At 75.6% G+C, this 23,618-nt stretch carries 7 protein-coding genes; all 7 read right to left on the minus strand.

The window, feature by feature from the left end:
- Positions 1 to 12: 12 nt before the first annotated feature.
- The 7 genes from ACFO60_RS31790 to def all read right to left on the minus strand — a co-directional run bounded on the left by ACFO60_RS31790 (position 13) and on the right by def (position 23,603).
- Positions 13 to 3,906: an SDR family oxidoreductase gene (locus ACFO60_RS31790; protein ID WP_380847794.1), complete on the minus strand. Its 3,894-nt coding sequence runs from the start codon at positions 3,904 to 3,906 to the stop codon at positions 13 to 15.
- Positions 3,906 to 13,157: an SDR family NAD(P)-dependent oxidoreductase gene (locus tag ACFO60_RS31795; RefSeq protein ID WP_380847797.1), complete on the minus strand. Its 9,252-nt coding sequence runs from the start codon at positions 13,155 to 13,157 to the stop codon at positions 3,906 to 3,908. The genes ACFO60_RS31790 and ACFO60_RS31795 overlap by 1 nt, the downstream gene beginning before the upstream one ends.
- Positions 13,154 to 18,172, minus strand: a complete 5,019-nt coding sequence (locus tag ACFO60_RS31800; RefSeq protein ID WP_380847800.1) for an SDR family NAD(P)-dependent oxidoreductase — start codon at positions 18,170 to 18,172, stop codon at positions 13,154 to 13,156. Before ACFO60_RS31800 ends, ACFO60_RS31795 begins: the two co-directional genes overlap by 4 nt.
- A gap of 532 nt (positions 18,173 to 18,704) precedes the next feature.
- On the minus strand, positions 18,705 to 19,604 hold the full coding sequence (locus ACFO60_RS31805) for an AfsR/SARP family transcriptional regulator (RefSeq protein WP_380847803.1): 900 nt from the start codon (positions 19,602 to 19,604) through the stop codon (positions 18,705 to 18,707).
- Between the two features lie 1,071 nt (positions 19,605 to 20,675).
- A complete protein-coding gene (locus ACFO60_RS31810) occupies positions 20,676 to 22,100 on the minus strand; it encodes an RsmB/NOP family class I SAM-dependent RNA methyltransferase (RefSeq protein WP_380847806.1) in 1,425 nt (474 codons plus the stop codon).
- A complete protein-coding gene (fmt, locus tag ACFO60_RS31815) occupies positions 22,100 to 23,050 on the minus strand; it encodes a methionyl-tRNA formyltransferase (protein WP_380847809.1) in 951 nt (316 codons plus the stop codon). The genes ACFO60_RS31810 and fmt overlap by 1 nt, the downstream gene beginning before the upstream one ends.
- Before the next feature lie 4 nt (positions 23,051 to 23,054).
- Positions 23,055 to 23,603, minus strand: a complete 549-nt coding sequence (def, locus tag ACFO60_RS31820) for a peptide deformylase (protein ID WP_380847812.1) — start codon at positions 23,601 to 23,603, stop codon at positions 23,055 to 23,057.
- Between the last annotated feature and the right edge of the window lie 15 nt (positions 23,604 to 23,618).

The raw sequence follows: 23,618 nt of genomic DNA on the forward strand, positions 1-23,618 counted from the left end.
TCGGGTGGTGGGTCATTCGCCGGCCACGGTGGCGAGCTCGGCGGCGTACCGGCGCAGGGTCGGGTGGTGCAACACGGTCATCACCGACACCGGGACGCCGAGTTCGCGCCGCACCTGGCCGGTCAGCTGGGTGGCGAGCAGGGAGTGGCCGCCGAGCTCGAAGAAGACGTCGTCCAGGCCGATGGGCTCGACGCCGAGCACCTCGCTCCACACTCGCGAAAGGCGCCGCTGCAGCGTCGTCGCCGGCGGCACGAACGGGGTGGTCAGATCGGGTCGGGGATGGCGCGGCGCGGGGACCTGCCCGGGCGCCGGCGCGGCGGGCGCCGAGGCCGTCCACTGGGCCTGCCGGGCCGCGAGCGGGCCGCTTGAGGTGACCAGCCGCCCGAGCCGCGGGATCAGCGACCAGGCCCGGTCGAAGACCTCCAGGCCCTCGGTGACGGTCATCGCGTACGCGGCGATGGTCGTGCCCGGCGCGAGGTGCGCCTCGGCGCGGGTGCGCCACGCCTCCCAGTCCACCGACAGCCAGCGGCCGGCCCCGGCCTGCCTCTCCGCGAGCGCGTACGCGTCCAGTGCCGCGTTGGCGCCGGCGTACGCGGCGAAGCCCAGCCCGCCGAGGACCGCCGCCAGCGACGACAGCGTCAGCCGGTGCGGCGCCCGGTCGCCGAGCGCCTCCTGCAGGGCGAGGAAGCCGTGCACCTTCGGCCGGAAGTGCGCCGCGGCCTGCGCCGCCGTCATCGCGACGGCGGCGCCGAAGTGGTCCTGATGCGACACGCCCGCGCCGTGCACCACCGCGTCCAGCCGCCCGAACCGCTCCTCGGCCGCGGCGACGACCTCGCGCATGCGCTCGGGGTCGGCGGCGTCGGCGGTCAGCGCGAGCACCTCGGCGCCCGCCTCCTCCAGCGCCAGCACGTTGCGCAGGGCGCGGCGCACCCGCTCGGTCAGGTCCGGGCGGTCCAGCCACGCCTGCCATTCCTCGCGCGGCGGAAGCGCGGAGGCCGCGGTCAGCACCAGCCGGGCGCGGACGGTGCGGGCCAGGTGCTCGGCGATCGCGAACCCGACCTCGCCCAGGCCGCCGGTGATGAGCACGACCGCGCCGTCGGGCAGCCCGGGCCGGGCCGCGTCGCGGGCGACGGGCGGCACCGGCAGCGGCTCGTAGTCGCACACCCAGCGGCCGCCGTCGCGGTGGGCGACCTGCGGGTCGCCGTCCTCGCAGGCCTCGGCGAGCAGGTCGCTCACCGCCTGGTCCGGCGGCGGCTCGTCCCAGGGGACGTCCAGGTCCACGTGGCGGCAGCGGATGCCGGTGTGCTCCTGGTTGAGCACCAGCGCGAGGCCGCCCAGGGTGGCGTCCTCGGGGCGGCGCAGGTCGTCGCCCACGACGTGCTGCGCGAGGCGGCTGAGCAGCAGCATCCGCGTCGGCTCGGCGGCGGGCCCGCGCAGCAGCGCCGCGGCCAGCGCGCGGGCGCCGTGGAAGCCGTGCCGCTGGGCCTGGTCGAAGGCCGCGGCCCGCTCGTGCGCGCCGGCGCCGGCCGGGACGGGCCCGCCGGGTCCGGGGCCCCACAGCACGGTGCGGGGCGGCGTGCCGAGCGCCTCGACGAGACGTTCGTGGTCGCCGTGGTCGTCGACGCGCACGGTGAAGCCGCCGGCGATGGAGCCGCCGAACGCCTGTCCCTGGCGTACCGTCCACACCTGCGCTCCGGCGGCGCGCAGCCGGGCGGTCACCGCCTCGCCGAGCGGGCCGTCCGCCTGGACCAGCCAGGGCCCGAGTTCGCGCAGCCGCCGCGCGGACGCCTCGGCGAACAGCGGCCGGGCGCGCCAGACCGGCTGGTAGAACCAGTCGGCGACCTCGCCGCGGCGGGACAGGTCGGGCTCGCCGGTGACGGCGGTGGCCTCGGCCGGACGTCCCGGCTCGATCCAGTAGCGCCGGCGGCGGAACGGGTAGGTGGGCAGGGCCACCCGGCGCCGGTGGCCGTCGGAGAGCGCCGCCCAGTCCCATTCCACTCCGGACAGCCACAGGTCGCCGAGGCGGTGCAGCAGCCAGGCGGCCGCGCCCCGGTCGGGCGGCGTCAGGCTCAGCGCCGGCCCGGCCGGCGCGGAAGGCTCGGCGAGCGGCAGGTCGGCGAGCTCGTCGCGCCGGTGGGCCGGGCCGGTGAGCTCGGCGATCCGCAGGCCCACCCCGGCCAGCAGGCGGACCAGGTCCGCCGGGCCGCCGGCGTCCGCCAGGCCGGGGATCGCGCCGGCGAGTTCCTTCCAGGCCTGGGCGCAGGGCGGGTCGGCGTCGGGCAGGTCGAGCCGTACCGGCGGGTCGCGGCGCTCGGCGGTCCCGGTGGACCAGCGCACCTGGTCGGCGAGCGCGGCCAGCGCGTCGTCACGGTCGGCGCAGACCACGTGTGCGCGGACCGCGAATCCGGTCCGCGACCGCTGCAGGGTGTACGCCACGTCGCCGAGGTCGAGGCCCGGGTTCGCGGACAGGTGCGCGCGCAGCCGCCGCGCGACCGCGGCCACCGCGTCCTCGTCGCGCGCGGACCAGGCCAGCAGGTACGGCCCGGACCCGGCCGGCCGCGGGGCCGGGTCCGGGGGCTCGCGCAGCACCACGTGCACGTTGGTGCCGCCGAGGCCGAACGAGCTCACCCCGGCGTGGCGGGAACCGCCGTCGCCGGGCCAGGGCCGCCGCTCGGTCAGAACGGAGAACCGGCCGCCCGCCTCGGCCAGCGCCGCGTTGGGCGTGCGGTAGTGCGGCGTGCCGGGGAGCACTCCGTGACGCAGGGCCAGGCAGGCGCGGATGAGCCCGGCCACGCCGGAGGCGCGGTCCATATGCCCGTGGGTCGGTTTGAGCGAGCCCAGAACGGTCACCGGGCGCGGGCCGGCGGGCGGGCGCTCCTGCTCGATCGCGGCGAACGCCTGGCGCATCGCGGACAGCTCGACCGAGTCGCCGAGCATGGTGCCGGTGGCGTGGCACTCGATGTAGCCGATGCCGGCCGGATCCACTCCGGACAGCCGGATCGCGTCCTCGATGACCGCGGCCTGGCCGGCGGTGCCCGGGGCGGAGTAGCCGGCCTTCCCTCGGCCGTCGTTGTTCATCGCCGAGGCGAGGACCACGGCGTGGATCTGGTCGCCGTCGCGCAGGGCGTCGTCGAGTCGCTTGAGCGCCACCACGCCCACCGCGTTGGCCACGACGGTGCCGTTGGCCGCGGCGTCGAAGCTGCGCACCGTCCCGTCCGGGGAGACGATCCCGCCTTCCTCGTACCGGTAGCCCGCCGGCTGGGGCAGGTCGATCGAGGCGCCGCCGGCCAGCGCGACGTCGCTCTCGTAGGTCAGCAGGCTCTGCACGGCCAGGTGCACCGCCGACAGCGAGGTCGAGCAGAAGCTCTGCACGCCGAGGCTGGGGCCGCGCAGGCCGAGCTTGTAGGACACCATCGTGGTGAGCGCGTCGCGGTCGTTGCCCGCGGCGAACTGCAGCTTGCGCAGCGAGCCGGTGAGGTCGGGACGGGTGAGCAGGTTCTGCTGCAGGTAGTGGCTGAAGCCGCAGCCGCCGAAGACGCCGGTGGAGCCGGGCATCCGGTCGGGCCGGTAGCCGGCCCCTTCCAGCGCCTCCCAGCAGCATTCGAGGAACAGGCGGTACTGCGGGTCGGTCGCCTCGGCCTCGCCCGGGGTCAGCCCGAAGAAGGGGGCGTCGAACAGCGCCACGTCGTCGACGGGCGCGGTCACCCGCACATACTGCGGGTCGGCGAGCCGGTCGTCGCCGACTCCGGCCGCGCGCAGTTCCTCGTCGGTCGCCCGGCGCAGCCCGGCGCGGCCGGCCATCAGCGCGTCCCAGAGCCCGTGGACGTCGGCGGCGCCAGGGAACCTCCCGGCCATCCCGATGACGGCCACGGCCGCGCCGGTCTCGGCGTCGTCCGGCTGGTTCATCACTTCCTCCTTCGCTGGGGCGTGCCGTTCCGCAGGGCCACGCGCCGCCGGTCGGCCCGGTCCTGGCGCCGCCCGTCCGCGCCGGGCCGGTCGCCGTCGGCGCCGTGCCGGAGCGTGTCGGCGAGCCGGGCCAGTTCCTCGACCGTGGGCGCCTCGTAGAGCACGTGCGGCGGCAGTTCGGCCAGGTCCAAGGCCACTCGCAGCCGCCCGATCAGGTCGATGCCGATCAGCGAGTTGCCGCCGAGCTCGAAGAAGTTGTCGGCGACGCCGACCTGGTCCAGCCGCAGCACCTCGCCCCAGGCCCCGGCGACGACCTGCTCGGTCGCGGTCTGCGGCGCGGCGTACGCGGTGGCCAGTTCAGGGCGCGGGTAGCGGCCGCCGGGCGTGTCGTCGCCCGGCCGGCGCACGGTGTCCACGTCGAAGCCGGTGCTCAGGCGCACGATCGAGCCGAAGTCCTGGGTGGACACGATGACGTGCGGCAGGCCGGCCGCCAGGCTTCGGCGCAGTGCCCGCCAGCCCTCGTCGAAGCCGATGCCGAAGCGGGCCCGGTGCCGGGTGAAGAACTCGCGCAGCGCCGGGTCGTAACCGTCCAGGCCGGCCGACCAGGCGTTCCAGCGCCACTCGCCCCAGCCGACGGCGACGGTGCGCCGGCCGGTGGCCGCGCGGACTCGCGCGAAGGCGTCGAGGTAGGCGTTGGCGGCGCAGTAGTCGACCTGGCCGGGGCCGCCGCCGGTGACCGAGGTGATCGAGGAGAACAGCACCAGGAAGTCGAGCGCGATCTCGTCGCTCTGCCCGGTGCGCAGGGCCGCGGCCAGGGCCTCGGTACCGGCGACCTTCGGGGCGAGCGCCCGGCCGAAGTCGGCCGGGTCCTTCAGCTGCATCAGTCCGATGCCGGGCACGCCCGCGGCGTGGAAGACGCCGTGCAGCGCGCCGAACCGCTCGAACGCGCGGCCGACGGCCTTCTCCACGTCGGGCAGGCTGCTCACGTCCCCGGCGACGACCTCGACCTCGGCGCCGGCGTCCAGCAGGCCGCGCACCGCGGTCACCCGCCGCCGGGTTTGCTCGTCGACCTCGCCGGCCGCACCGGCGGCGATCGCGTCCCAGGTCCGGCGCGGCGGCAGGCCGGTGCGGCCGAGCAGCACCAGCCTCGCGCGGCGCTCACGCGCCAGCTCCCGCGCCATCGCCAGGCCGATGCCGCCGAGGCCGCCGGTGATCAGGTAGACGCCCTCGTCTCGCAGCGGGTCGCCGCCGTCGGCCAGGCCGGGCAGCCGGGTGTGGTCGCAGGCCCAGCGCAGGCCGTGGCGCACCGCCACCACCTGCTCGCCGTCGCCGGCCAGCACCGCGCCGAGGACGCACGGGTCGGCGGCGTCGGTCACGTCGATCAGGCGGGTACGCACCCGTGGGTACTCCAGGGGGATCACCCGCACCGGGCCGGTGACCATGGCCCGGGCCGGCCGGAGCTCGTCGCCGGGCAGCACCTGCTGGGTGGCCCGGGTCACCACGTCCAGCGCCCAGTCGCCCCAGCCGACCTCGCCCGCGGCGCGGGCCAGCGCGGTGAGCGTCTCGAATCCGAGCCGGATGTGCTCCTGCTCGGACGGCGGGTCGGCCAGCGTCCACAGGTGCAGCACCCGATCCGGCCGGAGCCCGCGCGCACGCAGCTCCCGCAGCAGCCGCACGGTGTCCTCCAGCGAGCCGGGGCGGACGCGGAACCCGTCGCCGTCCTCGGCGTACGCCGGTCCGGCGTGCACCAGGACGGTGTCGCCGCCGGCCGCGGCCACCGCGTCGCGCACGGCCGTGGTGAGCGCGGCGGCGCGGCCCGCGCCGGTGAAGACCAGCCACGAGCCGGTGGCCGGCCTGACGTCGCCGACCGGGGACAGCTGCCGCCACGTCGGGGCGTACAGCCAGTCCTGCTCGTCGAGCCGGGGCAGCCGGCCGGCCTCCGCCAGCGGGCCACCGCCTTCCTGACCCGGCGCCGGTGCCCCCGCCGGTCGCGGACCGCCGCCGGAGGCGCTGTCGAGCCAGTACCGCCGGCGTTGGAACGGATACGTGGGCAGCGGCACCCGTCTCCGGGCGCGTGCGCCGCCCGCCGGGCCGTACACGGCCTGCCCGTCGACGCTCACGCCGGCCAGCCACAGCCGGGCCAGGCCGTCGGTCAGGGTCAGGTCGTCGGGGCGCGGGTCGTGGGCGGCGGGCAGGGTGGCGACGATGAGCGGCCACCGCTCGCGTGGACAGTCGGAGGAGCGGATCATCGCGCCGAGCGACTGGCCCGGGCCGATCTCCACGACGGCCAGGTCGGACCGGTCGACGACGGCGCGCACGCCGTCGGCGAAGCGCACCGTCTCGCACATGTGGCGCGCCCAGTACGCCGGATCGCGGACCAGGTCGGCGCAGGCGAGCGCACCGGTCACGTTGGACAGGTAGGGCGTCACCGGCGGGTGCAGCGTCACGTTCGCCGCGATCCAGGCGGTCAGCTCCGCACGCAGCGGCGCGAGCCGCCGGGAGTGGAACGCGTGGGTGGTGTCCAGCTCACGGCTGGCCACGCCCTCCGCGGTCAGCCGCGCGGCCAGTTCCCGCACGGCGGTCACCGTGCCCGCCACGACGACACTGTCGGCGCCGTTGACCACGGCCACGTCCAGCCCGGCCGGCTCGAGCGGGCCGAACCGGTCGCGCAGCCGCGCCTGCGACAGCGGCACCGCGAGCATCGCCCCGGCGGGCATGGTCGAGATCAGCGCCGCCCGGTGGGTCACCAGCCGCAGCGCGTCCCGGAGCGAGAGCACACCGGCCAGGCAGGCCGCCACGTACTCGCCGAGGCTGTAGCCGATCATGAGCTCCGGCTGGACGCCCCAGGCCATCAGCGTGCGCGCTATCGCGTACTCGGCGGCGAACACCAGCGGCTGCGCGACGTCGGTGCGCCGCAGCGCCGCGGCCCGGTCGTCACCGGAGCCGGCGTCCGCGGCGCGGCCCAGCAGCGCGGCGAGGTCGTGTCCGCCCGCCCGCGCGCCGGTCAGCAGCCCGACCGTGTCGATACGGGGATCGCACTCCCGGATCACCGCCGCGCACTCGTCGAGCGCCGCGCGGAACACCGGTTCCCGCCGGTAGAGCTCGGTGACCATGCCGGGGTACTGCTCGCCGACGCCCGCGAACACGAACGCGGCGCGGCGCCCGACGGTGGCGTCGGTGCGGGCCATCGGCCCCGGGGCGCCCGGCAGGCCGGCCAGCGACGCGCCCGCCTCCTGGAGCGAACCGGTGACCAGGGCGCGGCGGTGGCCGAACACGGCGCGTCCGGTCAGCAGGGTGAAGGCCGCGTCGGCGAGCTCGGGGGCGTCGTCGGCCAGCAGTCGCTCGCCGAGGCGCCGGCATGCCTGCTCGGCGGCCTCGTCGCCGCGCGCGGACAGCAGCAGCGGATGGTAGCGGCGCGCGTGCCCGGCCGGTTCGGCCGGGTCGGCCGCCGGCGGCTGCTCGACCACCATGTGGACGTTGGTGCCGCCCATGCCCAGCGAGTTGACCCCGGCGATGCGCGGACGGTCCGGGCCGCCGGGGAAGGGCGTCAGCTCGGCCTGGACGTAGAACGGGCCGCCCGCGAAGTCGATCTCGGGGTTGGGCTCGGTGAAGTGCAGCTGCCGGGGAAGCACCCCGGTCCGCACCGCCAGCGCCGCCTTGATCAGCCCGGTGACGCCCGCGGCCCGGTCGAGGTGCCCGACGTTGGTCTTCACCGACCCGAGCGCGCATGAGGCGCGCTCCACGCCCGGGCCGAAAGCCCGGGTCAGCGCCGCCACCTCGATCGGGTCGCCGAGCGGCGTGCCGGTGCCGTGCGCCTCGACGTAGCCGACGTCCCGCGGGCGCACGCCCGCGTCGGCCAGCGCCTCGCGGATCACCGTGGCCTGCCCGGCGACGCTGGGCGCGGTGTAGCCGACCTTCATCGCGCCGTCGTTGTTCATCGCCGAGCCGCGGATGACGGCCCAGACGGTGTCGCCGTCGCGCAACGCGTCGGCCAGCGGCTTGAGCACCACCACCGCGGCGCCGTCGCCGAACATGCTGCCGCGCGCCTGGGCGTCGAAGGCGCGTACGTGCCCGTCGGGCGAGGCCATGCCGCCCTCCTGGTAGAGGTGCCCGACCCGGTTCGGCACCCGGATGGACACGCCGCCGGCCAGGGCCAGCTCGCACTCCCCCGCCCGCAGGCTGCGGCAGGCCAGATGCGCCGCCACCAGGGAGGTGGAGCAGAACGTCTGCACCGCGATGCTGGGCCCGGTGAGGTCGAAGGTGTAGGACACGGTGGTGGTGAGGGCGTCCTTGTCGTTGCCCATCACGGCCTCGTAGTCGTTGACCTCCCCCGAGGCGAGCATGTCGTACTGCCGGGAGTGCATGAAGTAGGTGCTGATGTTGGTGCCGCCGAACACCCCGACCCTGCCGCGTCCGCCGGGCGCGCCGTACCCGGCGTGCTCCAGGGCCTCCCAGCACACCTCGAGGAACATGCGCTGCTGCGGGTCGGTCAGCGCGGCGGCGCGGGGGCTGAAGCCGAAGAACCCGGCGTCGAAGTCGGCGATGCCGTCGAGCACGGGCCGGGCCGGCACGTAGTCGGGCCGCGCCGACAGCTCGGGGCCGACGCCCGCCTCTGCGAGTTCCTCCGGGCTGAAGAAGCTGATGGACTCGGTGCCGTCGAGCAGGTTCTGCCAGAGCTCGGCGACGTTCGCGGCGCCGGGGAACCGTCCGGACATGCCGACGATGGCGATGCGCTGGTCGCGTGAGGGGGCGCCCGCCACAGGGGCGACCGGCGCGGTGGCTCCGGGGGCGGGGGCGGCCGCAGGCCGCAGCGTCGCGATGGGCACGACGGGCGCGACCGGGGCGACGGGCGTGGTGAGCGTGATGGGCGCCGCCGCCGGCTCCGGGCGGGGCTCGACGGGAGTGGCCTCGGCCGGCGCGGCGGGCGGCGGCAGCAGCGTGGCCAGGCTCCGCACGGTGGGCGCCTCGAACAGCGCCACGGCCGGCAGCCGCGTGCCGAACTCCCGGGCCACGCTCGCCAGCAACTGCAGCCCTAGTAGCGAGTTGCCGCCGAGGTCGAAGAAGTTGTCCTGCGCGCCGACCTCCCGCAGGCCGAGCTGCTCGGCCCAGATCGCGGCGAGCCGGCGTTCGACGCCCGGCGCGGGCGGCACGAACGGCTGCGCCAGGTCCGGGCGCGGGAACCGCTGCACCTCCGGCGCCGGGGCGGCGGCCGGCTCGGGCAGCCGGCCCGCGATGCGCCGCGCCGGGTCCGCGGCGGTCGCCGTCATCGCCGGGTACGCCGACGCGAGCGCGCCGTCGAGGGCGGCCGTGCTCTGGTCCACCGTCATCGCGTGGGCGACGAACGCCGCGCCCGGCCCGCCGGCGAGGCGCCGCGCGGTCGGGGCCCAGGTGTCCCACTGCACGGCGAGCCAGCGCGTCCCGCCCGGCACGGTCCCACCCGCCTCGGCCCCGGCCGCCTCGGCGAGCGCCGTCAGCGCGGCGTTGGCGGCCGCGTACGCGGCGAAGCCGATGCCGCCGAGCAGCACGGCGACCGACGAGAACAGCAGGCAGAAGTCGGGAGCCTGGGCCGCGGGCAGCTCGTCCAGCACCTCGCGCAGGACCCGCGCCCCACCGAGCTTGGGCGCGAAGTGCCGCGCCGTATCGGCCGCGCCCAGGTCGCGCAGTGCGACGAAGCCGTCCGCCCCGGTCTCGCCGGCCGCGTGGACGACCCCGTCGATGCGGCCGTGCCGCCGCGTGAGCTCGGTGACCAGCTCGCGCATGCGCGCCGCGTCGGTGACGTCGGCGATCGCGATCTCCACCTCGGCGCCGGCGGCGGCCAGGCGGCGCAGCGCGGGCGGCAGGGTCCCGGCCCGTCCGGTCCTGCTGGTGAGCACGACGCGGGCCGCGCCGCGCTCGGCCAGGTGTGTCGCGACGAGCGGGCCGACGTCGCCGAGCCCGCCGGTGATGAGGTAGGTGCCGCCCGCCCGGATCGCCGAGCGAGGCGCCGCCGGTGCCGGGACGGGCGCGTGCCGGGCGACGAGACGGACGCCGTCGCGCAGCGCGACCGCGATGTCGTGTGCGGGCCGACGGGCCTCCTCCAGCAGCGCGTCCGCCACGCCAGCGGCGTCCGCGCGGTCCGCGCCGAGGTCCACGGCGCGGCAGAGCAGCCCCGGGTACTCCTGGCGCGCGACCAGGCACACCGGGGCGACCGCGGCCTGCTCGGGCACGGGGACGTCGCCGGGCGCCGCCGCGCACCCGCCGCGGGTGACGGCCAGCAGCTGCGGTCCCCGAAGGGCCGACTCGCCGAGCGCGCGGGCCAGCGCGGCGACGCTCGCGAAGCCCAGGTCCGCGCTCCGCGCCGGGTCGCGCGCGTCGAGCGCCCACAGGTGCATGGCCAGCACGGGCCGGTCGCCGGCCTGTTCCCCGGCCCAGCGGACCAGGTCCGCGTAATGGTCGGGGCGGTCGGGGTCGATGGCGCAGCCGTCGCCGGCGAGCCGGAGCCCGGCCCCCGGGCGCGCCACGGTGATGGGGACGCCCAGCTCCGTGAGGCGGGTGCGCAGGTCCCGTCCCGTCGGGCCGTCGTCGGCGAGGAGCAGGACGTGCGGCGTGGAGGACCACGGTGCGGGCGAGGGCTCCGGCGCCGACTCCCACGCCGGCGCGGTGAGGAACCCCTCGCCGGGCGGCTCCGCGGCCGACCCGGCGCCCGGTCCGGACGGACAGACGGCCGGGTCCGCCCCGGCTCCCGCGCCGGCCGTGTCCGCGCCGGCTCCCGGACCCGCCGCGGCGGAGCCGGCCGCGTCGAGGGAGCGGGCGACGCCGGCCCCGGCAGGTGTCGCGGCGGCCCAGGCGGCCGTGGTGACGCCGGCCGCGGCGGGCGTGACCACGGCGGGCGGGTCGATCCAGTAGCGCGCGCGGTCGAGCGGGTGGCCGGGCAGGTCGACCTTCCGCAGCGGACGGCCCTCGTGGAACCGTGCCCAGTCCACCGGCACGCCCGCGAGCCACAGCCGTCCGATCAGGGCGTACGCGGCGCGCTGAGCCGTGGCGGTGTCCGTGGCGGTGTCCGTGTCCGTGGCGGTGTCACTGTCGAGGCGCAGCGTCAGGCCGGCGTGCCCCTGGCCTCGCGCCGCGCCCGGCAGCAGGCCGCCGGCGCCGAGTTCGAGCAGCACCGTCCCCTCGTCGCGGGACAGCGCCTCCGCCGCCGGCCGGCCCGCGGCGGTCAGCAGTCGTGCCCACGTCTCGGGGTCCCGGGCGGCGGTCGCGTCGAGCGGCTCGCCGGTGAGGTTCGACCACACGGCGGTCGCGGGCGCGCTGAAGGTGACGTGCCGCCGCAGCCAGCCGGCCAGTGCCGCCTCGCCGGTCGGCTCGGCGGCCGTCATCGCGACCGCGAGCGCCTCCCGTAGCGGCAGCGCGCCGGCCAGGCAGGCGGCGACGGCCACGCCTGTCCGGTGTCCGAGCACCGCGGCGGCCGCGACCCCGCGGGCCCTCAGCCACCGGCCCAGCCCGTACGCGGCGGCGAACGCGGCGACCTGTGGCGGGCTCGCGGCCAGGCTCGGGATCGGGGCGCCGGTGATCTCCGCGGCCCGCGCCAGACAGTCCTCGACCGGGTCGCGGAACCACGGCTCGGCGGCGTGCAGGCCCTCTGCCCAGCCGAGGTCGATGTGCCGGTCCGGGACCAGCAGCGCGACCGCCCGGTCGGTGCGCGGCTCCGGGCGCGCGGCCACGTCCGATCCCGCGCGCAGGGCCGTCGCGGCCGCACCCGCGTCGGCGGCGACGAGGAACCGCCGGTGCTCGAACGCGGTCCGGCCGCGCTGCAGCGTGTACGCGACGTCGGCGAGGAAGCCTTCGGGGGTGTCGCCGGAAAGCCGCTGGGCCAGCCGCCGGGTGAGCCGGTCGGCGGCCGACGCGGTGCGGCCCGACCAGACCAGCAGTTCCACGCCCGTGCCACCGGTCGTCTCCCGGGCGACGTGCGGCGCCTCCTCCAGCACCACGTGCGCGTTGGTGCCGCCGATGCCGAAGGCGCTCACCCCGGCCCGTCGCGGGCGCTCGCCCCGGGCCCAGTCGCGCCGCTCGGTGACCACGTCGAGGGTGGCGCCGCCCAGGCGCAGCTGGCGGTTGGGCGTGCGGAAGTTGAGGGTGGCGGGCAGTTGCCCGTGGTGCAGGCTGAGCGCGGTCTTGATCAGGCCGGTGGCCCCGGCGGCGCGGTCGAGGTGGCCGACGTTCGTCTTCACCGAGCCGATGAGGCAGGTCTGCCCGTCGAACACCTTCTGCAGGGCGGCGAGTTCGGCCGCGTCGCCGAGCGCCGTTCCCGTGCCGTGCGCCTCCAGGTAGCCGATGTCGCCGGGGACGAGGCCGGCGCTGGCCAGCGCCTCGGCGACCACGGCGGCCTGGCCGCCGACGCCCGGAGCGGTGAAGCCGACCTTGCGGCCGGCGTCGTTGTTGACCGCCCAGCCGCGGATCACCGCGTACACCCGGTCGCCGTCGCGCAGCGCGTCCCGCAGCCGGCGCAGCGCCACCACCGCGACGCCGCTGCCCACCGGAGTGCCCAGCGCCGACTCGTCGAACGCGGCGCAGCTGCCGTCCGGCGAGGTCATCCCGCCTTCCTGGTAGAGGTAGCCGACCCGGTGCGGCACCTGCACGGAGACGCCGCCGGCCAGGGCGAGGTCGCACTCGCCGCCGGCCAGGCTGGTGGCGGCGGTGGCGACGGCGACCAGCGAGGTCGAGCAGTAGCTCTGGATGCCCAGAGACGGCCCGGCCAGGCCGAGGATGTGCGACACCCGGGTGGTGAGCGAGTCCTTCTCGTTGCCCAGGCCGATCGCGAGCTCGCCGGTGGAGGCGACGAGCGGTCTGTTGGGCAGCAGGTTGTTGGTGAGGTAGGTGCTCCACGCGGCGCCGCCGAAGGTGCCGATCAGGCCGTCGAAGCGCGACGGGTCGCAGCCGGCGTCCTCCAGCGCCGTCCAGGAACACTCCAGGAACAGCCGCTGCTGCGGGTCGAGCAGCTGCGCCTCCTTCGCCGACAGGCCGAAGAACGCCGGGTCGAACAGGTCGACGCCGTCGAGCACCGCGCCGGCCTTCACGTACGCCGGGTCGGCCAGCAGATGCTCGGGCACCCCGGCGCCGCGCAGTTCGTCGTCGGTGAATTGGGTGACACCGGTCCTGCCGTCGTGGAGCAGTGCCCACAGTTCGCGGGTGTCGGCGGCGCCGGGAAACCGGCCCGCCATACCGACGATCGCGATGTCGGTGCCCGATAGCCCGGTGCTGGTCTGGTCCGTCACGCCGTCCCCCCTCGCCTTCGCTCGCCGCCGTTGCCCGCGCGTGCCTGCCGCCGGCGCCGCCCGCGTTCCCCCGCCGCGAGGGGCTCCGCCCCGTCCGGCTCTCCGCCCATCCGGGTGGCGAGCTCCGCGATCGTGGGATGCTCGAACAGCGCGGCAGGTGGCACGCTCACCTGCAGTTGCTCCTCCAGTGCGCGCACGATGCTCATGCCGACCAGAGAGTTGCCCCCGAGGTCGAAGAACGGGTCGTGCACGCCGATCTCGCCGATGCCGAGGTACGCGCTCCACACCCTCGCCACCTGCCGCTCCAGCGCGTTGCGCGGCGCGACGTAGGCCTGGCGGAGCACGGGCCGCGGATGGCGGCCGGCCTCGGCGGTCTCCCCTTCGCCGCCCGCCTCGCCGGCGAAGGGCGCCGTGGGCGGGGTGTGCAGCCGCGCCCAGCGCCGGGCGAGCAGGTCCAGCGGCTCGCCGACGACCATGACGGTGGACCGGCCCTGCGCTGCGAGGCTCGCCGCGCGGGCGCTGCCCTCGGCCTCACCGATGCCATGGCGCTCGCGGTAGTCGCGTACGGCCTGGGCCAGCGCCGGCGAGTGGGCCAGCGCCGCCGACTGCCAGGCGTCGTGCCGCCACGGTCCCCACAGCACGGAGCAGACACGGGTTCCGGCCGGCTCGTCGACCGCGGCGGCGAACGCGTCGAGCACGGCGTTGGCCGCCCCGTAGTCGCTCTCGCCCGGGCCGCCGACCTCGCCGGCGACCGAGGAGTAGCACAGCAGCAGCTCCAGCCGCTCGCCCTTCGGGACATCCGGCCCGATCAGCTCCAGCAACGGGCCGAGGGCGGCGACCTTGGGCGCGAGCACGGTCCGCGCCTGCGCCGGGGTCTTGTGCTGGATGAGACCGCCGCCGGGGACACCGGCGGCGTGCACTACCCCATGCAGCGCGCCGAAGTGGCTCCGTGCCTCGCCCACCGCCCGGCGCAGCTGATCGGGGTCGCCGGCGTCCGCGCCGAGCAGCAGTACGTGCGCCCCGAGTGCGGTCAGCTCGGCGACGCCGCGCGCGGTCCGCGCGAGCCGCTCGTCACCCGCCCGGGCCGCGGCGGGCAGGTCCGCGAGCGGGGGCAGCGGGCCGCGTCCCAGCAGCGCCAGCCGGCGTACGCCGGCGCGGGCGAGTTCCCGCGCCAGGGCCAGGCCGAGGCCGCGGGTGCCGCCGGTGATGAGGTAGACGCCGTCCGGCCGCCAGGCGGTGGCGCCCTCGCCGATGGGGAGCCGGGCGCCGGTGGTCTCCGGCCGCCAGGCCCGGGTCCACCGGTGTTCCCGCCGCCAGGCGACCAGCGCGCCAGGGCCGGTGTGCTGCTCACCCAGCCGCAGCCGCCGCAGCTCCTCGTGGACCTGACGGGCGCGCTCGGCGACGCCGCCGCGGGTGTCGACGTCCAGTCCCGACCAGCGCGCCCCCTGGTACTCGTGGGTGAGCGAGCGTCCGAACCCGTGCACCACGGCCCGCTCGGGCGCGGGCGCGTCCCCGCCGATGACCTCGGCGCAGCCGGCCGACACGGTCAGCAGGCACAGGTCGGGTCCGGATACCTGGACGCCCAGCGCTTGGGTGAGCAGCAACAGGCTGTCGAAACCGTGACGCAGCGCGCCGTCGAGCGTGGCGTCGGGGTCGTGCGCCGCGTCGCCGAACAGCGCGCCGGGGACGAGGCTCCACAGGTGGACCACGCTCACCGGGCCGGGGCCGTCATCGAGTTCCGCGACGAGCCGGCGGTAGTGGCCGGCGTCGGCGGGGTCGATCGTGCACAGGTCGCCCCGCCGGTGGTAGCCGTCGCCGGGACGCGCCTCCAGCACCGTGCCGCCCTCGGCGCGCAGCCGCGCGGCCAGGTGCGCGCCGATCCCGTCCGGGTCCGCCAGGATCAGGTGCCGTCCCGCGGGCGCCGGGGCTGTGTCCGGGGCCGGCCGGAGGCCGTCGCGGGTCCACTCCGGGACGTAGGTGAGCAGGCCCGGCGGCGCGGCTCGCGTGAGCGGGGAGGCGGCGTCCGGGTCCGGCTCGGGCCAGTGGCGCGAGCGCTGGAACGGGTAGGTCGGCAGGCTCACGATCCGGCCGGCGCCGCCGTGGCCGGGCTCGCCCGCGCCGCGTTCCCACAGGTCGCCGAGGGCGCGCAGCACGGTACCCCGCTCGCCGGCGCCGGGGCCTGGCCGCGTACGGCGCTCCCCGGGCGAGCGCAGGGTGGCGACGACGACGCCGTCGGGCCCGGCGAGGCCGTTCTGGCGCAGCAGCGTGCCGAGGGTGGCGCCGGGACCGACCTCGACCAGGACGCCGGCGAACCGCCGCAGTTCGGCCGCGCCCTGTGCGTAGCGCACCGGCCGGCAGAGGTGGTCGGCCCAGTAGCGCGGGCTGGTCGCGTCCTCGTCGGTCAGCCAGGTTCCGGTGGTGTTGGAGACGATGGGCACCGAGGGTGCCGAACGGGCGACGCCCGCGATCACCGCTGCCAGCTCGGACCGCACGGGCTCGAGCAGCGGGGAGTGAAAGGCGTGGTCGCTGCGCATGCGCACGGAGGCGACTCCGCGGTCGGCCAGCCGGCGGGCGGCTTCGGCGACGGCGACGGCGGTGCCGGACAGCACCGTCATGGCGGGCCCGTTCAGGGCCGCGATGGCGATCGGTCCGGCGGCGAGGACCTCGCCGAGATCGTCCGGGGCCGCGGCGACGGCCAGCATGGCGCCACGCGGGACGGTCTCGATGAGCCGGGCCCGCCGCACCACCACGGCCAGCGCGTCCTCCAGGGTGAACACGCCGGCCAGGCAGGCCGCGCTGTACTCGCCGAGGCTGTAGCCGAGCAGCGCGGCCGGGCGGACGCCGCGGCTGCCGAGCAGCGCGGCCATGGCCATCTCGACGGTGAACACGTAAGGGTGGGAGAGGCGGGCGCGGGTGAGCGGGTCCTCGCCCGCGGCGCCCGGCCGCGCGGCCACGAGGGCGGCGAATGCGTCAGCGTCCGGCCGGGCCGGTTCGGGGTCGGCGAACAGCAGCGGGGCGAGGTCGACCCCGTGGTCGCGGGCCAGCACGTCCAGGCACCGGTCCACGACGTCGGCGAAGGCGGGCTCGGTCGCGTAGAGCTCCCGTCCCATGCCCTGGTGGTGGTCGCCGACGCCGGGTAGCAGGTACGCCACGCGGGGGCGGTGGCCCGCGTGCCGCAGCACGTGCCCCGAGACGAAGGGCGCGGCCGACAACTGCGCCACCGCGTCGGCGGTGTCGGCGGCCACCAGCGCGCGGCGCGCCGGCAGGCGGGTGCGTCCCTCGTCAAGGGTCCGGGCGACGTCGGCCAGGTCGGACGCGGGCGCCTCGGCCAGGTGCCGGGCCAGGGCCGCCGCCTGTTCTTGCAGCGCTTCGGGGCTCGCCGCCGACAGGAGCAGCAGGCTCGCGTCCGAGGCCGCGGCGGGCGCGACGGCCCCGGCCGGGGGCGCCTGCAGCACGCAGTGCGCGTTGGTGCCGGACCAGCCGAAGGAGCTGACCCCGGCGACGGCCGCGGCGGACGCCGGCGGCAGCTCCAGGCGCCCCGGCGCGGGCCGGACCGGCCCGTCGGGCTCGACGGCGCCGTTGGGTGTGTCCAGGTGCAGGTTCGGCGGCAGCTCGCCGTGTTCCAGAGCCAGCACCGTCTTGATCAGACCGGCCATGCCCGCGGCCGCGAGCAGGTGGCCGACCTGGGTCTTGACGGCGCCGACCCACAGCGGTGCGGTGCGGGGCGCCTGGCCGAACACCTCTCGCAGGGCGGACAGCTCGATCTCGTCGCCGAGCGGGGTGCCGGAGCCGTGGGCCTCGACGAACGCCACCTCCTGCGGGGCGACGCCGGCGTCGGCCAGGGCGTCACGGATGACGGCGGTCTGCGACGCCATGTTGGGCGCGGTCAGCCCGTTGCTGCGGCCGTCCTGGTTGACGGCGGAGCCGAGCAGGACGGCGCGGATGCGGTGCCCGTGGCGTATCGCGTCGGACATGCGCTCGAGGATCACCGCCCCACCGCCCTCCCCCATGGCGAAGCCGTCGGCCTCGGCGTCGAAGGTCTTGCAGCGGCCGTCCCGCGCCAGCATCGACATCGCGCATCCCTGCACGAAGGCGTCCGGGTGCAGGATGAGCGAAGCCGCCGCGGCGATCACCAGGTCGGTCTCGCCGCGGCGCAGGCTCTGCGCGCCGAGGTGCAGCGCGACCAGCGCCGAGGAGCAGGCCGTGTCGATCGTGACGGCGGGGCCGCGCAGGTCCAGGCGGTGCGCGATGCGCCCGGCGGCGACGCTGGGCGCCGCGCCGAGCCCGAAGTACGGGTCGGTGAGCGGGCCGGCGCCGTGCATCTCCCGTTGCAGGCGGGCGTACTGGCCGGAGTCCATCAGGCCCGCGAATACCCCGGTGCGCTGGCCGGCGAGGCCGTCCGCCCGCATGCCCGCGTTCTCCAGCGCCTCCCACACCAGCTCCATCAGCAGCCGGTGCTGCGGGTCTGTGCGCAGCGCCTCCTGCGGCGTGAGCCCGAACAGCGCGGCGTCGAATCCGGCCACGTCGGTCAGGAACGCCGCCTGGCGGGTGTAGGAGTAGCGGCTGGAGGTCGGCCGGTCGGGATCGAAGGCCGGCGGCTCGTGCCAGCGCGACGCCGGGATCTCGGTGACCGCGTGGACGCCCTTGACGAGGTTGTCCCAATACGCCTGCGGCGTGTCGGCGCCACCGGGGAACCGGCAGGCCACCCCCACGATGACGACCGGGTCGTGCGGAACGCCGCCGTGCCCGGCGTCTGGACCGTCGCGGGCCGGCGCGGGCCCGGCGCCCGCGAGGCCCGCGGCCAGTGCCGCGGGGGTGGCCCAGCGGTAGGCCACCGCCGGGTCGACCGGGGCGCCGAGCCGGTCCTCGAGCTCGGCGAGCAGGCTGACGAGTTCGACCGAGGCGAGCCCGTGGCCGGCGAAGGTGTCCGTGGGGTCGATGTCATCGGCGGCGCGGCCGGTGAGCGCGGCCAACCGGCCGACGATCCACCGTTCGACTTCTCCGGGATCAGACACCTGCTGTCCTTTCATCGAGCATTCTGCCGTGCCGCGCCCGCTACCGCGCCGCGCCTTTCGGTACGCTGTGACCGAGGCTAGACAGCCGCCCTTTCACCTCGTTTACACCACGTTTTCAGGGCCCTTTCACATCGCTGTCCGATCTGTTGCACAGGCCTGCGGGGCATGATGAACAAGGGGAAACAGGCGTGATCTCGCACCAGGAGGAAAAACGTTTGGACGCCGGGCGACGGCGAGGCGCAATGGGGCGCCGAATCAGAAAAGGGCACGGTTTCCGTCCGGAGCGTCAGCGGCGCTTCGAGCCCGCTCGCTCTCCGGGGGAAACCGTGCCCGTGGTGTCAATCTCTCGGGGAAAACGTGCCTGGCGCCGATCGTCGCCGATCTTCCGCGTGGCCCGGCCTTCTCCATCGCGAATCAGGTGGGCGCGGCGCGTCACCCGCGTCCTCCGGGTGCGCGCCGGCAGGCGTGCTTCCTGGCCTCTGGCGGCCGGCGGAACGCCGGCGCGTTCGGGCGGATCCGCCGCGTCACGCGGTCAACCGGCTCCGCCCGGCACCATCGCCGCGGCCTGGGGGTCGGGGAACTCGAGCTGGTCGTCCTGACGCAGAACGGCGAGCTGGATCCTCTTGAGGGAACCCGACGGCTCGATGCCGAGCTCCGCCACCAGACGCCGCCGGATCGCCTCGTAGACGGTGAGGGACTCGGCGGTCCTGCCACCTCGATAGAGCGCGATCATCAGCTGTGCGTGCAACGTCTCCCAGGTGGGAAATCTCGAGGTCAGTTCGTACAGCTCGCCGATGATGTGCTGGTGGCGCCCGAGGTCCAGCTCGAGCTGGATCAGTCTCTCGTAGGCGGCGTTCCGCTCCTCCTCGAACGCCCGTGCCGCGCACTCGAGGACCACCGAGTCGCGTAGATCGCGAAACGGGTCACCTCGCCACAGCGACAGCGCCTGCCGGAGCTGCCGGGTCGCCGACTCCATGAGACGTTGCCGGTCGCTCTGCCTCGCCTGCGCGACCAGGTCACGGAAGTCGTGGACGTCGAGCTGGTGGCATTCCAGGTCTATCGCGTATCCATCGGGCGCCGTGACCACGGTGCCGGGATCGACTCCGGCGTTCGCCAGGTACTTCCGTAACCTGGAGATGTTCACCTGAAGTGCCGTGAACGACGTGCGAGGCCGCTCACTCGGCCATAGGGCGCTCAGAAGTTGATCGGCCGAGACGACACGCCCCGCGTCGACACACAGGTGAGCGAGCAGCATTCGTTGCCGCAGGGAACTCGGCGTGATCCTGCTGCCGGCGGCGTCCAGCACCTCCAGCGGGCCGAGCAGCGAGATCTTCATCGGCCGGAAGCCTTCTCGCATGAACCGCCGTTGTCCGGCCGGGCTCGCCCGCAGCGCCGCAGCGGCTGGGCGGACGACCTCGTGATGAGGGATCACGTGTGCTCCTTCGCCTACGGGCGGCGAGTCGACGTCATGGTTCGGATCAAGCGGCTCACAGAGGGCGAGCCGACACCGGTAAGGCTCGTACGCATCGGCCTTCACGACGGCGGTGTCGCTCGGCTCGGACATCAGCGTGAGGCGCGCGGCGGTATAGGAGTGCCGAGGCCGTCACCTGCTCCGCCTGGGGGTCACCGAGTTCGAATGTCGCACCCCCGTCGCGGAATGACGGGCCGAACTCCACGACCGCGTTCGAAGCCGGCCGGCATATTTTCGAAGTCCGTGGCGACACCGTGATGAGCGCGTTGTCCAGCAGATCGGAGAACCGGCACGGAACATCCCCCACCTAGGGAGCATCTCAGCGTCGCGAAAGCCTTGGCAGGCACATCCGTTCGATCAGGACGAGCACGTTCAGGTTGGCCGGCGTCAGAGGGCCGCCGTTTTCGGAAGCGTGTTGCATCCCGAGCACGGCCACACAGGTTCGCCGGTCGATGAGCCACGTTCTGGTATGTCGCTCTCGTCTGACATTCAGGAGTCAGTCACATGACATTCACGGGTAAGGTCTCATGTCACGTTTGTACGAGCTTCATCACTCGCGATATTCCCATCCCGTCCCGGCCCCGTCAAGATAAATTTTCGGTCCGCCGGGGATCCGTCCGCCACACCGCAGGGCCGGCCGGAAGGAGCGGCGCCCCCAAGGGCCGGCGCGTCCGCGGCGAGCTCGGCGGCAATGGAATCGCCGGGCCTTTCCATGCCTACCTCCGCGGCGTCCACACCCATGCTGACACGCACATGTCAATGAGGTTACCGCGCGGTAAATAGTTAATTGTATCCCGCGGGCCCGCCCGCCCGGATGTGGGATATCGCTAATAGCTCCGGCGAAATATCAGCAAGGTTCATCGCCCTGTCCCCCCATGGCGCCGACCCGTGTCGCCGAGCGTGAACCCCCGATCACGTCCTGACCGCGACCGGCTTGATCCGGTTTGCCGGGCACCTGAGATCAAGGGTCCTTCCCCCGAAGGATGTCGAGGACACCGGCCAGGAGAAACCGCCACACGGCGGGGTGGCGGGTCAGGTGCGGCGGAGGAGGGAGAGGAACATGGCGTCGGTGCCGTGGTGGTGAGGCCAGAACTGGGCGTAGGGGCCCTCGCCGAGGCGGTCGACCTCGCGCAGGTACGCGGGAGCGTCCAGGACCTCCACGTCACTCCTGTGCTTGACCACGTCGTCGACCACGACGCGGGTCTCGGCCAGGTGCGGCGAGCAGGTGACGTACGCCACGACCCCGCCGGGGCGGGCGGCGTCCAGGGCCGAGCCGAGCAGCCGCCGCTGGAGCGCGCCCAGCTCGGGGACGCTGTCGGGGGACCGCCGCCAGCGGGCCTCGGGACGCCTGCGGAGGGCGCCGAGGCCCGTGCAGGGCGCGTCGACGAGCACCCGGTCGAAGACGCCGGGACGCCAGGCCGGCTCGGTGCCGTCGGCGGTGATGACCCCGGCCCTGCGGGTGGCCCGCCACACCAGCCGGGCGCGGTGGAAGCGCTGGTCGGCGGCGAGCAGGTGGCGGTCGTTCTGCACGGCGAGCGCGTCGAGAAGGCCGGCCTTGCCGCCCGGGCCCGCGCACATGTCCAGCCAGAGATCGTCGGAGCCCTCCACGGGCACCCGGGTCAGGGCCAGGGCGACGAGCTGGCTGGCCTCGTCCTGGACGGCCGCGCGCCCCTGCGCGACCGCCTCGATGGACGCGGGGTCGCCCTCGGGCATGTAGGCCGCGTACGGCGAGTAGCGGGCCGCGACGGCGCCCGACTCGACCAGCTCGCCCACGGTGCTGCGCCCCGGCCAGGCGACCAGGGTCACCGCGGGGCGCTCGTTGTCGGCGGCCAGCAGGTCGGCCGCCTCGCCGAGGTCGCCGCCGACCGCGTCGCGCAGCGCCGAGGCGATCCAGCGCGGATGGCTGTAGGCCACGGCGAGGTGGCCCACCGGGTCTTCCTCCACGTCCGGCGCGACGATGGGCAGCCACTGGTCGAAGTCACGGGTGGCGACCTTGCGCAAGATCGCGTTGGCGAACTTGGAGGCTCCGGTGCCGACGCGCAGCCGCACCAGGTCGACGGTGGCGCTGACGGCGGCGTGCGGGGGCACTCGCATCTTGAGGAGCTGGTGCACGCCGATGCGGATGGCGTCCAGCAGCGGCGGGTCGATCTCCTCGGGCGGACGGTCGCTGCAGGCGGCGATGATCTCGTCGTAGGTGCCGAGTCCCCGCAGTGTGCCGTAGGCGAGCTCGGTGGCCAGGGCCGCGTCACGGCCGGTCAGGCCGCGCTCGCGCAGCAGCGTGGGCATCAGCAGGTTGGCGTAGGCGTCGCGCTCGTCGACGGCTCGCATCAGGTCGTAGGCGACGTTGCGGGCCTCGTCGCGGACCGGCTTCGGCCGCCTGCCGCCCGCGCCGGGCCTCTTGCCGCCCGTGGCCGGCCGCCCGCCGCCCGCGCGGCCGCCGCCGCTCGAAGCGCCCATCAGCCGAGCCGGTCGTCGTCGGCCGGGCGCACGCCGCGCGCCCACTCGCCCGCGGTCATCAGGCGCTTGCCCTGCGGCTGGACCTCGCCGAGCCGCACGGGGTGGGTGGCGGTGCCCACCAGGACGGTGTCCTTGGCGACGGCGATCTGCCCGGGCGCGAGCGCGCCGGCGCCGGGGACGATCGCCGAGGCGTCGGGCACGAGCGTGACGGGGCCGAGCTTGAGCCGGGCGCCCCGGAACTCGGTCCAGGCCCCCGGGTTGGGGGTGCAGGCGCGCACCAGCCGGTCGACGCGCATGGCGGGCGCCGTCCAGTCGGCCCGGGCGTCGGACACCTCGATCTTGGGCGCGTAGCTGACGCCCTCGGCGGGCTGGGGACGGGCTTCCAGGGTGCCGTCCTCCACGCCGTCCAGCGTCGCCGCCAGCAGGCCCGCACCGGCCTCCGACAGGCGGGCCAGCAGCTCGCCGCTGGTGTCGGCGGGCCGGATCTCCTCGGTCACCACCCCGTACACCGGGCCCGCGTCGAGTGCCTTGACGATCTGGAACGTCGCCGCCCCGGTGATCGGGTCGCCGTGGAGCACGGCGTGCTGCACCGGGGCGGCGCCCCGCCAGGCCGGCAGCAGCGAGAAGTGCAGGTTGATCCAGCCGTGACGGGGGATGTCCAGCGCCGACTGCGGCAGGAGCGCGCCGTAGGCCACGACCGGGCAGCAGTCGGGGTCGATGGCCTTGAGCCGGGCCAGGAACTCGGGATCGCCCGCCTTGGCCGGCCGGAGCACCTCGATGCCGGCGGACTCGGCCAGCTCGGCGACGGGGCTGGTGTGGAGCTTGCGGCCCCGCCCGGACTGGGCGTCCGGCCGGGTCACCACGGCCACCACCTCGTGCCGGGGGGAGTCGAGCAGCGCCCGGAGCGGCGGCAGGGCGGTCTGCGGGGTTCCGGCGAAGACGAGGCGCACGGTGCTAGAGAGCCTTCCCTTGAGTGGCGTGCGGCGAGAACTTGACGGCGGGCGCGGCCAGGCCGCTCCACTCCGCCTCGCGGATGGCCTTCATCGCGATCTTTCGCTGCTTGGGGTCCATGCGGTCGATGAACAGCACGCCGTTGAGATGGTCGGTCTCGTGCTGCACGCACCGGGCCAGCAGGTCGGTGCCCTCGACGGTGATCGGCTCGCCGTGCATGTCGAAGCCCTTGGCGACGGCGCGGATCGCGCGCGGCGTCGGGAAGGTGAGGCCGGGGAAGGAAAGGCAGCCCTCCTCCCCCTCCTCGTCCTTGTCGTCCGACAGGTCGAGAGTGGGATTGATCAGGTGGCCGAGGGTGTCGTCCACGTAGTAGGTGAACACCCGCAGGCCGACGCCGATCTGCGGCGCGGCGAGCCCCGCCCCCGGGGCGTCCATCATCGTGTCGGTGAGGTCTTTGACGAGCTTGCGGAGTTCCTTGTCGAAATCCTTGACCGGATCCGCGGGGGTGCGCAGCACCGGGTCGCCGAACAGGCGGATCGACTGTATGGCCACGGAAGACTCCGTTCG

This window comes from Sphaerisporangium dianthi (assembly GCF_042654065.1).
Lineage (GTDB): Bacteria > Actinomycetota > Actinomycetes > Streptosporangiales > Streptosporangiaceae > Sphaerisporangium > Sphaerisporangium dianthi.

Excerpts from the sequence above, each read along its gene's own strand:
- ACFO60_RS31790 (WP_380847794.1), bottom strand. The coding sequence starts at position 3,906 with ATGAACCAGCCGGACGACGCCGAGACCGGCGCGGCCGTGGCCGTCATC.
- ACFO60_RS31810 (WP_380847806.1), bottom strand. The coding sequence starts at position 22,100 with ATGGGCGCTTCGAGCGGCGGCGGCCGCGCGGGCGGCGGGCGGCCGGCC.